This window comes from Methylomonas sp. 2F7, assembly GCF_057126975.1.
Map to the genome: position 1 here is coordinate 362,709 of NZ_CP195203.1, position 13,469 is coordinate 376,177.

A 13,469-nucleotide genomic window follows, 5' to 3' on the forward strand; every position below is an offset into this window, starting at 1 on the left:
TACATTTATTTGCTAAATGTCAGTCCGTCGTTAGCGACATCGATTTTAATTACATTCCCAGGAATGAAATGCCCCGAGAGAATTTCATTTGCAAGAGGATTTTCCAGCTGCCGTTGTATCGCTCGTTTCAGCGGCCGCGCCCCATAAACAGGGTCGAAGCCAGCTTCGCCAAGTAAATCCAAAGCCGCTTCGCTGACTTCCATACCCATGTCTTTTTCTTGTAAACGTTGGTGTAGCAGCTCGATCTGAATTTTGCAGATCGCACGGATTTGGCCTTGGCCTAGCGGATGGAAGACCACGGCTTCATCTACCCGGTTGATGAATTCCGGCCGGAAATGCTGGCCGACGATGTCCATTACCGCATCCTTCATTTCGATGTAATTACTCTCGCCAGCCAGTTCCTGGATCACGCTGGAGCCCAAGTTCGACGTCATGACTACCACCGTGTTTTTAAAGTCCACAGTCCGGCCCTGGCCATCAGTCAAGCGGCCATCGTCCAATACTTGCAGCAATACGTTAAACACATCGTTGTGGGCTTTCTCGATTTCGTCGAGCAGGATCACCGAGTAGGGTTTCCTACGCACCGCTTCTGTTAGATAGCCACCTTCTTCATAGCCAACATAACCGGGCGGTGCGCCGATCAAGCGGGCCACCGAATGTTTCTCCATGAACTCCGACATATCGATGCGGACCATGGCTTCTTCGGTGTCAAACATGAACTCAGCTAGAGCCTTGCATAACTCGGTTTTACCGACACCGGTCGGACCTAAAAACAGGAACGAGCCGTTGGGCCGGTTCGGATCGGACAGGCCGGCCCGCGAACGGCGGATGGCGTTGCTGACGGCTTTTAAGGCTTCGGTTTGGCCGATCACCCGTTTACCCAGTTCTTCTTCCATGCGCAGGAGTTTTTCGCGCTCGCCTTCCATCATTTTCGAAACTGGAATGCCGGTCCATTTCGAGACCACTTCAGCGATTTCTTCTTCGGTCACCCTGCTGCGCAACAAGGTGGTTTCTTGCATTTCCGCCTGCGATGCCAGATCCAGCTCTTTTTCCAGCTTAGGAATTTCGCCGTATTGCAGTTCCGACATGCGTGCATAATCTTGGCTGCGGCGGGCCGCTTCCAATTCCAGGCGGGCGCGCTCCAGATTTTCTTTTATGCTGGCGGTGCCTTGCAGCGCGGCTTTTTCGGCCTTCCAGATTTCGTCCAGGTCCGAGTATTCTTTCTCCAGATCGGCGATTTCCACTTGCAGTATTTCCAGACGTTTTTTCGAGGCCGCGTCGGTTTCGTTTTTCATCGCCTCACGCTCAATTTTCAGCTGTATCAAACGGCGGCTGAGTTTATCCATAGCCTCGGGCTTGGAGTCCATTTCCATGCGGATCCGGCTGGCGGCTTCGTCAATCAAGTCGATGGCTTTGTCCGGCAGCTGGCGGTCGGAGATGTAGCGGTGCGACAGCATAGCTGCTGAGACAATGGCCGGATCGGTGATTTCGACACGGTGATGAATTTCGTACCGTTCTTTTAAGCCGCGCAAGATAGCGATGGTGTCTTCGACGCTGGGCTCGTCGACCAGTACTTTTTGAAAGCGCCGTTCCAAAGCGGCGTCTTTTTCGATGTATTGCCGGTATTCGTCCAGCGTGGTGGCGCCGACGCAATGCAGTTCGCCGCGGGCCAGAGCTGGCTTCAGCATGTTGCCGGCGTCCATCGCGCCTTCGGCCTTACCCGCGCCGACCATGGTATGCAACTCGTCGATGAACAGGATGATCTGGCCTTCCTGTTTGGCAACGTCGTTCAATACGGCTTTCAAGCGTTCTTCGAACTCGCCGCGAAACTTGGCGCCAGCAATCAGCGCCGCCATATCCAAAGATAGCAATTGCTTGCCCTTGATACCCTCGGGTACTTCGCCGTTGACGATGCGTTGTGCCAAGCCTTCCACAATCGCGGTTTTGCCGACACCGGGTTCGCCAATCAAGACCGGGTTATTCTTGGTGCGGCGCTGCAAGACCTGGATCGTGCGGCGGATTTCGTCGTCACGACCGATCACTGGGTCGAGTTTGCCTTGCTCAGCGCGTTCGGTCAGGTTGATGGTGTATTTTTTCAGGGCTTGACGTTGATCTTCGGCATTGGCGTCGTTGACGTTTTGGCCGCCGCGCATGTTTTCTATGGCTTTTTCCACGGCCGATGCGGTGACGCCGGCCTGTTTCAGGATTTTTTGCAGGGAACTGCTGGCTTCCAGGGCTGCCAGCAAAAACAGTTCGCTGGAAATGAACGCATCTTTACGTTTCTGCGCCAGTTTGTCAGTCAGATTTAGCATCCGCGACAGCTCATTGGAAATTTGCACGTCGCCGCCGGACCCCGAGACGCTGGCCAGGCGGTCGATTTCCTTGCTTAGTTCGTTACGCAACGCGTTGACCTGAATGCCGACCTGCATCAGCAATGGCTTGATGCTGCCGCCTTCCTGATCGATCAGCGCTAACATGACATGCACGGGCTCTATAAATTGGTGATCTTTGCCCAAGGCCATGCTTTGCGCGTCGCTGAGCGCTTGTTGAAATTTACTGGTTAATTTATCCATTCGCATGCTGCGTACCTCATTTGGGATATAAATTGTGTTGCCGCAGAGATGGGGCGCTACGTAGCGCTTTTCAAGCGAGGACTAGCGGATAATTCCACTATTTTTTGGATGAAATTATTGCTATTGATTGGCGGGTTGAGATGGACATCGTTGGTAGCCTTGATAAATGTTTCAAAGTACAATGTCGCCGCTCAGATAACAGATGTTGAGGGATTATGGCCATTGCTAGTCAGCAGGTCCGGTTGTCAATATTGTCGGTCTGCGTAACCATTAGTTTTATTTTGTAGGAGTTTTAGAAATGGCAACAGGCACTGTAAAGTGGTTTAACAATACCAAAGGGTTTGGATTTATTGAGCCTTCCGAAGGCAAGGAAGATGTTTTTGTACATCATTCCGTTATCAAGGGCGAAGGTTTTAAGACCTTGTCGCCAGGCCAATCGGTTCAATTCGATATCGAGTCCGGTCCTAAAGGTTTGACTGCCGCGAACGTCCTGCCCAGATAAGCGTTAACGGTTACGGGTAAAAAGGCTCTTGCTTGCAAGGGCCTTTTTTATGCCCGCAACAATACGGAATTTTCGGTTAACGGTAATATAACCAAGCTATAATGCAGCCATCCCTCTCTTTTCGGCGTAACTGACCATGGCACGCGAATTTTCTTCTTTAAAACAAATGGATACCCCTGTCAAAGTGCTGTTTACCGGCTATTTGACTACCGTGGCGGTCGGCTATCTGATGGCCTTGATCCAAATTCTATTTACTCACGGTATGGCTGACGGCAAGTTTGGCTTGTCGATAGACGATATTGTCTACAGTTATTACGGCAACCGCTCCGGCACTATGTTGGAGACTCAATTAAACGGGGCAATGAAAGAAAACGCTTCGGAGCAGGAACGTTTTGCCATCATCCAATGGGTGCGCGATGGTGCTGATCAGGATGATTTTGTTGATCGCGGAGTCGATAAAATCATCGAGAATCGATGCGTGATGTGCCACAACAAGGATGCGTCCATCCCCAATTTGAGTGATTTCAAAGTGTTGAAGGAGTACACCAAGGAAGATGAAGGTGCCACCTTTAGCTCTCTGACACGGGTTTCGCATATTCACTTGTTCGGTATCAGCTTTATCTTCATGTTTGTTGGCTTGATTTTCAGCTTTTCAGAAACCAGTACCATCAAGTACAAATGTATCGCTATCGGCATGCCGTATGTGTTTTTGCTGGTGGATATTTTGTCGTGGTGGTTGACGAAGCTGGATCCGATATTCGCTTGGCTGGTGATCGTGGCAGGTGGTGGCATGGCGGTGTCGTTTGCGTTTATGTGGACGGTGTCAGTCGCGGAAATGTGGTTGTTTGATAGGGTGTTTCTGGATGCCGATGGTCAGCCTAGACCGCAGTGGAGTACGATAGTTGAAGCTAAATTTAAGCAGATTGGCGGAGAAGCTGCGGCAAAAAAATTAGCTGAGTTACTGAAGCAAGCCGGTGTTTATGTCTGGTCGAAATTCCAGAGCCAAGGTCTGCCGTTTTTGAAAGATCTCTACGTAAAAATAGTTAAGAAAGACAAATAGTTAAGTAAGTGTGACTGGGTAGGCAAAACGGCGTTGAGAAGTTAAAGCTCTGCGCTTGGCAAGCCGATAACCGGAGCGGTATGATGCAAACTCGATTTGCAGGAGGTGTACCATGATTAGCAATGTACTGAATAGCGCAACCACTCTGATCAGTAATGCTCAGCAAAAAGCCAGTACCGCCGCGCAAACGATTGCGAATTTGCCGGTGCAAGCTCAGGAAGTCGGTGGTTCAAAAGATGTCGGTTCAGCTGACTTATTTAAGCCGGTGTTGAGCTTGAAAGAAGCAGAGTTGGAAACCTCAGCTGGTGCCAAAATGATCAAGACTCATGAAAAAATGCTCGGATCTCTTCTCGATGTTATGGCCTAATGGCTAACGCTGACATCATAGCCCAGCGCTTTGATGTCAGCGGCAAACGCATTCATCTCTTCAATATCCATTCTTTCTAGCTCGTTTGCTTCCGCTTGGAACGATTGTCTGGCCACGCTGTAAAGCATAATTTCTTGCAGTTTAATCTTGCTAGCTCGTAATTCCTGCAAAAGCGCTAAATAGGCTTGTTTTTCACTGTCAGACCACGCTTGCCGATAACGCAGCATGCAGGTTTGTAGTTTGGTTGGGCAAAGGCTGGTGGCAATCTTTAGGTGCTCTAATAATTTGTGCTGACTCTGGCCGGTGTTGTTGATCAGTTTACGGCCCTGTTCGGTCGCACTGTCCAGCTTGAACCAGAGTTCGCCGTGATACCGGCCGAATTCCGCCAAGCCTGCTTGCACTGTTGATTGGTGTATTAAGCTGCCATTACTGATCAAGACGAATTTGCTGGCAGGAAATACGCCTGATTCGGTGGCAATCTCGCCGATCAGATGTACGGCTTTATCGAAATCCATCAGGCTGGTCGGCTCGCCGTTGCCGGAAATGGCGATATCCTTGATAACACGCTGGTTGATTTCTACGTTAAATTGCTCGAAAAAATCACCGTGCTGCACGTATTCCAGAAAGAAACGCAGTTCCTGCTCCAGCAATGCAAAATCCATTTCCGGTGCGTTGCCGCGCTGTAACTCCGGTACTTGGCAATAAATGCAGCGCCAGTTGCAGGCACTATTTGGGTTGAAGTTTACCCCAATCGACAAACCGCCCGCACGACGAGAGATGACCGGGTACACATATTTCAGACCGGCAACGTTGCGGTTATGATTTGTGGTGGTGAGTATCGGGTTCACTTGAGATGCGCCGCGCAAACCGTAATCGGTTTACGCGGCAATGGGTTAGATTCGGACCAGCACTTCGCCGCGTCCGGTTTCCGCCATGTCGCCGCCGTAACGCTGCACGCGGTTAAACGCCGCGCCGCCGTCGGCAAACCGCGAGTTGAAGGATTTGAACGAGGCGAACAATATAGGCAGGAAGGCCAGGGTATGCGAGCCGCAATCGTTAAAGGTGGCGGACAACTGCGGCTTATTCCACAGCAACAAGGTACCGCGCCGCATCGCGTAGCCCAGATAGCGGCCGGTCTCACCCATTACTGCGATAGTGCCTGCCAGCATGCGCGAGCCGCAATAATCGCCGACATTGCCTTCGATCAGAATCTGGCCGCGCCGCATGTGGTCGCCAGCGCGCTGGCCGACATTGCCTTTCACCAGCACCGTGCCGCCTTTCATGCCTTGTTTGTTGCCGGGTAAAGCGCCACCCAGAAAATCTCCGGCATCGCCTTCGATTTGCAGAAAGCCGTTTTTCATTTCACAAGCAGCGTACAAGCCCGCGTCGCCGCTAACGTTGATAGTGCCCGATTTCATTTGCATGCCCAGATAAGCGCCGGCATCGCCTTGCACACTGATGCTGCCGCCGTCCAGTTCTTTACCGATAAAGTCCAACTTTCCGTTACTGTAGGCGATGATGATTTCCTGGGTGTTCATGCCGGTAATATAAAACAATTCATCAACTCGCATCCGCCGCTTGCCGTTTTGAAGTTCGATAGCGGCAATTGCATCCACATCCAAACCTTGCAGCTTTTGACATACCAGCGGCGACATGTCGATGCGCTGGTCGGTGGGCTGTTTCAGGGTGAAGGTTAACGCGCTCATGCCATGATCTCCTGCAAATGAAAGTGGAACGGGCCCAGTTTGCCGCCATAGTTGCCGGCACTGATACGTTTGATGCCATTGGCGGCGCCCAGATCGCAAACCGCTTGAATACCGACGCGCATGGCTTTATCGATGTCTTCCTTGCTCAAGCCGTCAATGACGATTTCCATCACCGATTCGATTTCCGGCGACAAATCGGTTTTGGTCACGCCTTTTAACGTGGGGCAAAAGGCGTCGTTGGTAGATGCGCCTAACGAGGCGTATTTCGATCCGACTTTCGATCCGGAACGTACCACGCCGCCAGGGAAGGGCATAATCACATTGGGAATTTTGCGCATTTCTTCAATCGCCGCCTCGCAGGCCGCTAGGGCTTGCGGTTGCGATTCCGCCAACACCAGAAAATTACCGCCGCCGACCGCATCGACCATGCCGGTCGTGGCTTCAGTCAAGAATTCACCATCCATCACAGGCACTCGCCAATAACGCTTGCCGCCGATTTTCTTGGCAATTTGAAAGCCATCGCCGAAGTAGCGCAGGTTCTTACCCAAGGGAATTGGCTTGCCGCCTTCAATGCCGGCAAATAAGGCCGAAGTCGGCGAGGTCAATACGCATTGGCCGGCACGGGTTTCCAATTGCTTGGCTAAACCTTTGCCGCCCATCGCATAAATCATGATGCCGACGCCGGGCCGTCCGTCCGGTGTTTCGTCCGGGCTTAATACTCTCTCAATGCCGGCCTCGCAGCCGCAGGCAATCACGGAAGTGGCAAAGCCAGTCATCGCTTGCGCGGAAATCATCGCCCATTTTTCGTTTTGCGCGGTGATGATGGCGCGTGTCGCCTTCATCGGGAAGGCTTCGGCGAAGGTTTTATCGATGGTTACGCCGTTAATGATCATGCTGCACCTCTTAATGGATGTGCCGTCAAACTGCCGCGCCCGTCCTCGCTAATTTCATCGTCGCTGATTTTAAAGTTGCCGAGTTTCATGGTCAGGTATTTGTCGAAATAAGGTTTGAGGTCTTTTTCGATGGATAGATCGTAGTCCGGTTTGACGATGTGGGTGGTGCCCCAGGTGACTTTCACGACTTCGCCGTCTTTGACTACAAGTTCACCGTCTTTGAACACGTAATCCGGTTTGGTAAACATGGTCTGACGGTCCGCGTTTTCGGTGTAAACGGTGATGTCGGCGAAGTTACCGGTACTCAAGGCGCCGCGGTCTTTCAAACCGATGATGCGGGCCGCGCCGGCACGGGTCATGATGGCGATTTCGTTCAGCGTGTATTCGCGCTCGATGGATGCCAACGTCGTCATTTTTTGCGCTTCCGGATGAATGGTGGCCAGCATGTCGTTACGGAAGCTGCGGTCCATCAGCAAGCGGATCAAATGCGGATAGCTGGTGAACGGCGCGCCGTTGGGGTGGTCGGTGGTCAGGAAGATTCGCCAGGGGTCTTCGACCAACAGGAAGATTTCCAAACCAATCGCCCACTGCAAGGCATTGACGAAGTTTTGGTCCTTGTATTTAAACGGCACCACGCCGCAGCCGGCATCGCATTCGATGTCCATGCATACCCATTTATTGGGGCTGGCGAAGCGATGGTTGGCGTGTTGGCGCATGTTGTCGCCGGAGGCTGTGACGGTTTGCCCAAACAAAATCTGGCCGACATCGGCTGTAATGTTCTTGTTGTTGTTGATCGCCTCGGCAATTTGCGCGGCGCCGGAGGAGAATTTGAAATCGCCTTCTTTACCGTAGCTATGGAACTGAATATGCGTCAAGTGCATCGGCAAGCCGTCGATGCCTTCGATAGTGTTTAGGGTTGTTTCCAGATTGCCGGGGACGCCCAGGTTGCAACCATGCACATGTAGCGGATGCGTGATGCCCAACTCTTGCACGGCTCTGGCTAGGGTTTGCAGGATCTGTCTTGGCGTCACAGCGTAATGGCTGTTTTGCTCGTCCAAATCCAGTTTGCGCTGGTTAAATTTAAACGCGCTGATGCCGCCGGCATTCACCACTTTAATGCCGATACCCTTGGCGGCGTTCAGTGTCCAAGCTACGTAATCATTGATGGCTTTTTGATCTTTGTTGGCGGTCATCATGCGCAGCAAAAAGTCATCGCTGCCCAGCATCACGTAACCGCCCTTGTCGACTATCGGCGTGTCGCCCATTTCCATGTGTGCTTGGCGGGCGTTGATCGGCAATACCGCCGGTTCGAAGCAGGCGGTATAGCCCATTTCCGCGTAACGATAGCCGGCGACATAGGTGCTGGGCATCGCGTGGCCGTTGCCGGAGCGGGTGATGGGTGTGCGGTGCACCGGGTCCTGGCGATGGTCTTCAGGCAGCAGGGTGCGGGCGATATTGCCTTTGCCGCCGCCGATATGCGTGTGCATGTCGATGGCGCCGGACATGACTACCTTGCCGCGCAGATCGTATTCTTGATCGACCGGTCTGTCGTCTTTTGGCGCATCGATAATGCGGCCATCCTGTACGTAAATGTCTTGCTGTTGCCCGTCGATGCCGCTGGCCGGATCGTAAACGGTTCCACCTGTAAGTTTTATCAGCATGTGTTTGATCCTAAAGTGCTTGTTCGATAGCGGTCAGGACTTCGGCGGTGCTGGGTAGGCCGGAGTCGCGCAATTTTTTCAGGCGGATCGCCACCACGTTGTCCAGGCGATAAGCGTGTCCGGCATGGTCGATGCCGGGCGTGCCGACCGGAATGAACACATCCGGCTCATTCTCGAACTTCATGCCTGAGCGGCCGATGACGATGGTCGGTAAGTCGGTTTTCGGCGGCAGTGCGCTGCTGTTAAAGGTTTGAACCCACACCATGGCATCGGCCTCGCCGTTATTTAGCAGCGCTTGGGTGTCGTACAGATAAGGGTCGTACTCGGGATAGCCACGGGCAAAATTGACGCGCGCCGGGTAACCGGTAGTCCAGCCGCAGACTTGGTTAGCGGTTTGGTCGCCTTCCTTGCCGCCCAATGGGAAACCGGAGCAGCGTGTGCCTAACTGGTTAAGGTCTTTGACGATATTACATAGGGTTTGTACGGTCAGCTCTGCTTGATCAAATGCCAATGCCGCTGCGCCCCACAGCACTACGCCGTAATGGGCGGCTTTCAGTTTGTCCGCGATGGATTGCAAATCGCTAATGGCAATGCCGGCGACGCTTTGTGCGTGTAATATGCGGCCTTTAACCAGGGCTGACAATGCGGCGGTCACATCCGGCAAGTCGGCGTCAGCACAAGTTAGTACGCTGGCTTTTTGGCCGGTAGGAGACGTTGAGGCGTTTCCAGACGGTGCTTTACCCAGATAAATAATTTCGCGGTTGGCAGTGCTGTCGAGGAACATCGATTCTTCGTTCCACAGATATTTCTCGAAAAAACGCGGGGCAAAGGCCTCCAGATCGGTGCCGACCACCAGCAATAAATCGCAACGGTTTTTCAGTTCGGCTAACGTGGTATTCATCCAGCCGGAGTCCTGCAAAGCCAGCAAATTGCGGCGGGCGTTACTAAAATTGAGGTTATCGACCACCGCGCCGCTCTTGTCGGCTAAAGCCAGCAGGGCGCGCATGCCGTTAACGTCGGTCGCGCAGCCGCCAATCACAGGTTGATTAGTGTCTCGTAGTAATTCCGCAGCTTTGCTGGCCGCCGCTTCCAAGCTCGCTGCCTGCCCGGCAATGCGCGGCGAGGTGTCCGCTATGGCCTGCTCGAATGCCGGTGTATTGACTGAGCAACCGTTTGCGGTCACTTTCAAGGTTGTGCCGTCCACCCGTATGCTCAGGTCGTCGGTACCAATGCCGCAAAAAGGGCTGGGTACCTCGGTAATTTCAGTCATAGAAAAGTCCTCAATCTTTTTTAATATATTTGAATCGTGGATCGTCGGGTGTGCCTTCAAAGATGCCGGCGGAGGTTTCCGCTGCATCCCACAACAACACTTCTTCAATTTTTTTGGCCAGCAGAAAATCTTTATCCGTGATGCCTTTTGCCGAATGCGTGACCAGTTTGACGATCACAAACGCATAGGAAACAGTTAAATCCGGGTGGTGCCAGGCTTTTTCGGCCAAGTGGCCGACTGTATTGACAACCATTAAAGTCGCTTTCCAGCCGCTGGTCTTTATTTTGCGGCGGATCCAGCCGTTTTCGTAATACCAGTGCGGCAGTTCCTGTGTTAAACGCTCGGCGATTTCGGTCTCGCTATAGACCTTGGCAGTATCGTGCGACATCGTTTATCCCCCGGATTGAAATGACTCGGCATTCTATCGCACAGTTTAGTCGGTGTCTTTAAGGTGTACAGGTGTTTGGCTGGGTTTCGGTGCCAATTGTCGGTAACTGGAGGAGGCTTTTTTACAGGTTTACTTAGGCTGGCTGAAGAATGCCTCGGTACCGAGGCATTCCTTTCGGCATACGTTTGCTATTTAACCACTCTCAATTGCGGTTTTTGCGGAGGTTTGGGTTCTGTCGGTGTCGGTGGGGTTTCGTCCTCATTTTCTTCCGGGTCGAAAATCATACCCTTGCCGTTTTCCTTGGCATAGATGGCCAAAACCGCTTTGCACGGCGCGATAATACGCATGGGTTTGCCGGAAAAACGGGCGTTGAATTGGATTTCTTCATTGCCCAGCACCAAGCCTTGAATGGCTTCCGGGCGCATGTTCAGCACGATTCGGCCGTCTTCCACGAAGTCGCCCGGCAGCGTTACGCCGGGGTAGTCGGCATTGACTAACAGATGGGGGGTCAGGCTGTTGTCGACGATCCATTCATAGATGGCGCGAATCAGATAGGGTTTTAGTGGGGTCATTTGCTTGGGGCTTGCATCATGTCTTTTTCTTCGCGGCTCAGGCTTTCTTGAAAAGCCCGTCTGGAGAAAAGTCGGTTGGCGTAGGCAGTGATGCCTTTGCCTAGGCCGGCAATATCAATGCCGATGCTCGGTAGTCGCCACAAGAACGGCGCCATCGCACAATCGATCAGAGAGTACTCCTCGCTCATGAAATACGGTGTGGCTTCAAATACCGGCGCCGCAGCCATCAAACTTTCCCGGAGCTGTTTTTTAGCTTTGGCGGCCTTTTTGTCACCGTTGACGAGAACGTCATCCAGCAGCGGATACCACTCCTGATCGATGCGTTTGATCAGCATCCGGGCGTTGGCGCGGGAGACCGGGTCCATTTGATGCAAGGCGGGGTGAGGGAAGCGTTCATCCAAATATTCCATGATGATGCGGGCGTCGTACAGCACCAAGTCGCGTTCCACGAAAGTCGGGGCATTACCGTTGGGGTTCAGTTCCAGCAGGTCTTCGGGCGGGTCATTCGGGTCGAAAAACTCAACTTCCGCTGGCACGCCTTTTTCGTATACAACTAGCCTGGCGCAGTGGCTCATTATGCAGGCTGGCGATGAAAAAAGAGTCATTGCGGATTTTCGGCTGGTGATGTTTGCCACGAAGTGAACCTCTTTGAGTAACAGGATTTAAACCGGGGCAGATTGTAGCATGGATGATAGGGCTTTTGGGGGCGATGCCGGACGCATTCGCCCGTTGAAAATAACGGGCTGCACGGGGCTATTTTAAACGGCTTGTCGCACTATTCAGCCCAGTTTGACGATGATGTCTTCCAGTACATTCGCGGTGGCATGAACCTTGTCGGCGGCATTGGACAGATGCCGGTAAAGCTCGCGTTGTTTAAACATGTTTAAGTAGTCTTCGCCTTGGAATAAGTCGGCGATGGCCTTGCGGTACATCTTCTCGATACGGCGTTCCGAATGGCGGGCGGCAAAGGCGTGTTGTTCGGCCTCGGAAGGATGTTTGCCCAAGACTGCGAAGCCGCGCTCCAGCGCTTTGATGCCCACTTGCAGCTCGATGACCATCGCCTGTGAATGGCTGTCGGGGTTCAGTTCCAGTGCTTCCATCTCGTTATAAGTGCTTTTGCAATAGGTAACGATGCTGTCCATGGAGGCGATGGCGCGATAAATGTCTTCGCGGTCTATCGGCGTGGCAAACGAGCTGTTTAGTTCGTGCAGGTTGTGAATGCGGATCCGGTCGGCTTCGTGTTCGTCTTCTTTCAGCATCTTGCCGGCTTCCACCGATTCACTGGCCATGAAGCGGACCAGATTGTCGACGGTGACGCAGACCTGCTGGCACTGTTGGTGCAGTAACAGATAAAAGTCTGCGGTTTTGGGGAATATTCTCTGGAACAGCCGTGAGGCCAGTGAAAGCTTGGGAGATGACATGAAGATTGCAGTGGCTATTTAAGAAGGTAATCGAATATCAGAAAACTGATGCAGGCGATCATTGCCGAGCCGGGGATGGTGATCAGCCAGGTTCGCAAAATTTCCAAGGCTTTTCCCCAGCGCACCGCTCTTGGTCGATCAGAAGCGCCTATGCCCATAATCGAAGACGCCACCACGTGTGTCGTCGAAACCGGTGCGCCCATCAGCGAGCTGCCGAAAATGGTCAGGCATGCGCTCAGTTGGGCATTTAGGGCGTGGATCGGGCGGATTTTATAGATGGCAAAACCTAAGGTCCGCACGATGCGCCAGCCGCCGGTCAGCACGCCGGCGGTCATGGCGCAAGCGCAAAACAACATCACCCAGCCTGGCACTTTAAAGCTGTCGATTTCCCCGCTAAGTAACAAAATCAAGGTCAACACGCCCATGCTTTTTTGCGCGTCGTTGGCGCCGTGAGCAAAAGCTAGTGCGGCGGCGGTTAGCCACTGGACGTTACGAAGCTGCCGATTAATGCTTGGCGATGCGGACCGCAATAAGAACATCGTCATCCGCTGAATTACAAAGCCCACCAGAAAGCCCAAGACGGGCGAGAGCAGTAAAGCCAGTAGAATTTTGCTGAAGCCATGTATTCGGCCGTCGCTTAATTCGTTGAATCCCCAGGCGATGGGTTCGCTGCCTATGCCGATTAGCGTGGCGCCGATCAAGCCGCCTACCAGTGCGTGCGAGGAGGAGGATGGGAGGCCGCGCCACCAGGTAAACAAATTCCAGAACACCGCGGCAAAAAGGCCTGACACCACGATTAACAGCGCATCGGCTTTGGGGATAAAGGAAAGGTCGAGCAAGGTGCCTACTGTATTGGCGACGGCAGTTCCGCCGAGTAGCGGCCCCAGGAATTCGAAGATTGCAACCAGCATAACCGCCTGAGCCGGCGTCATCGCGCGGGAGGCGATGACGCTGGCAATGATATTGGAGGCATCATGAAAACCATTGGTGTAATCAAATACCAGTACAATGATGATCGCAACACCGATAAACGGAACCAATGCCTCCAAAATAGCG

General features: G+C 52.8%; 14 protein-coding genes. 3 read left to right on the plus strand and 11 right to left on the minus strand.

What is annotated here, in order from left to right:
• Positions 1 to 5 precede the first annotated feature (5 nt).
• Positions 6 to 2,579, minus strand: coding sequence for an ATP-dependent chaperone ClpB (gene clpB / locus ACR64Q_RS01720; RefSeq protein ID WP_313733381.1), 2,574 nt, complete (start codon positions 2,577 to 2,579; stop codon positions 6 to 8).
• 292 nt (positions 2,580 to 2,871) lie between these two features.
• Here clpB and ACR64Q_RS01725 point away from each other — a divergent pair, with 292 nt between their 5' ends.
• The 3 genes from ACR64Q_RS01725 to ACR64Q_RS01735 all read left to right on the plus strand — a co-directional run bounded on the left by ACR64Q_RS01725 (position 2,872) and on the right by ACR64Q_RS01735 (position 4,502).
• Positions 2,872 to 3,075 (plus strand): cold-shock protein, encoded by a 204-nt coding sequence (locus tag ACR64Q_RS01725; protein WP_020483379.1) that lies wholly within the window; start codon positions 2,872 to 2,874, stop codon positions 3,073 to 3,075.
• A 136-nt stretch (positions 3,076 to 3,211) separates the two neighbouring features.
• Positions 3,212 to 4,135, plus strand: coding sequence for a hypothetical protein (locus ACR64Q_RS01730; RefSeq protein ID WP_313733382.1), 924 nt, complete (start codon positions 3,212 to 3,214; stop codon positions 4,133 to 4,135).
• A gap of 112 nt (positions 4,136 to 4,247) precedes the next feature.
• Complete coding sequence (locus ACR64Q_RS01735) at positions 4,248 to 4,502, plus strand: hypothetical protein (protein WP_026603301.1); 255 nt, start codon at positions 4,248 to 4,250, stop codon at positions 4,500 to 4,502.
• Here the strand turns inward: ACR64Q_RS01735 and ACR64Q_RS01740 are convergent.
• The 10 genes from ACR64Q_RS01740 to ACR64Q_RS01785 form a co-directional block, all read right to left on the minus strand.
• Positions 4,499 to 5,350 (minus strand): radical SAM protein, encoded by an 852-nt coding sequence (locus tag ACR64Q_RS01740; protein WP_313733383.1) that lies wholly within the window; start codon positions 5,348 to 5,350, stop codon positions 4,499 to 4,501. The two genes, ACR64Q_RS01735 and ACR64Q_RS01740, sit on opposite strands and share 4 nt — an antisense overlap.
• A gap of 45 nt (positions 5,351 to 5,395) precedes the next feature.
• Entirely contained in the window at positions 5,396 to 6,208 is an 813-nt protein-coding gene (locus ACR64Q_RS01745) for a formylmethanofuran dehydrogenase subunit C (RefSeq protein ID WP_313733384.1), read from the minus strand.
• Positions 6,205 to 7,101, minus strand: a complete 897-nt coding sequence (gene fhcD / locus ACR64Q_RS01750; protein ID WP_313733385.1) for a formylmethanofuran--tetrahydromethanopterin N-formyltransferase — start codon at positions 7,099 to 7,101, stop codon at positions 6,205 to 6,207. The genes ACR64Q_RS01745 and fhcD overlap by 4 nt, the downstream gene beginning before the upstream one ends.
• Entirely contained in the window at positions 7,098 to 8,762 is a 1,665-nt protein-coding gene (locus ACR64Q_RS01755; RefSeq protein WP_313733386.1) for a formylmethanofuran dehydrogenase subunit A, read from the minus strand. Before ACR64Q_RS01755 ends, fhcD begins: the two co-directional genes overlap by 4 nt.
• A 10-nt stretch (positions 8,763 to 8,772) precedes the next feature.
• Positions 8,773 to 10,032, minus strand: coding sequence for a formylmethanofuran dehydrogenase subunit B (locus ACR64Q_RS01760; protein ID WP_313733387.1), 1,260 nt, complete (start codon positions 10,030 to 10,032; stop codon positions 8,773 to 8,775).
• Positions 10,033 to 10,042: 10 nt separating this feature from the next.
• The gene (locus ACR64Q_RS01765; RefSeq protein WP_020483371.1) at positions 10,043 to 10,420 is read right to left on the minus strand and encodes a 4a-hydroxytetrahydrobiopterin dehydratase; all 378 of its coding nucleotides are present in this window, start codon (positions 10,418 to 10,420) and stop codon (positions 10,043 to 10,045) included.
• A 188-nt stretch (positions 10,421 to 10,608) separates the two neighbouring features.
• Positions 10,609 to 10,992, minus strand: a complete 384-nt coding sequence (locus ACR64Q_RS01770) for a ClpXP protease specificity-enhancing factor (RefSeq protein ID WP_026603306.1) — start codon at positions 10,990 to 10,992, stop codon at positions 10,609 to 10,611.
• The gene (locus ACR64Q_RS01775) at positions 10,989 to 11,597 is read right to left on the minus strand and encodes a glutathione S-transferase N-terminal domain-containing protein (RefSeq protein WP_409521151.1); all 609 of its coding nucleotides are present in this window, start codon (positions 11,595 to 11,597) and stop codon (positions 10,989 to 10,991) included. Before ACR64Q_RS01775 ends, ACR64Q_RS01770 begins: the two co-directional genes overlap by 4 nt.
• 174 nt (positions 11,598 to 11,771) lie before the next feature.
• Positions 11,772 to 12,413 carry a DUF47 domain-containing protein gene (locus ACR64Q_RS01780; protein WP_020483368.1) on the minus strand — a complete coding sequence of 214 codons (642 nt, stop codon included), beginning with the start codon at positions 12,411 to 12,413 and terminating at the stop codon, positions 11,772 to 11,774.
• Positions 12,414 to 12,427: 14 nt separating this feature from the next.
• A complete protein-coding gene (locus ACR64Q_RS01785; RefSeq protein WP_020483367.1) occupies positions 12,428 to 13,453 on the minus strand; it encodes an inorganic phosphate transporter in 1,026 nt (341 codons plus the stop codon).
• Between the last annotated feature and the right edge of the window lie 16 nt (positions 13,454 to 13,469).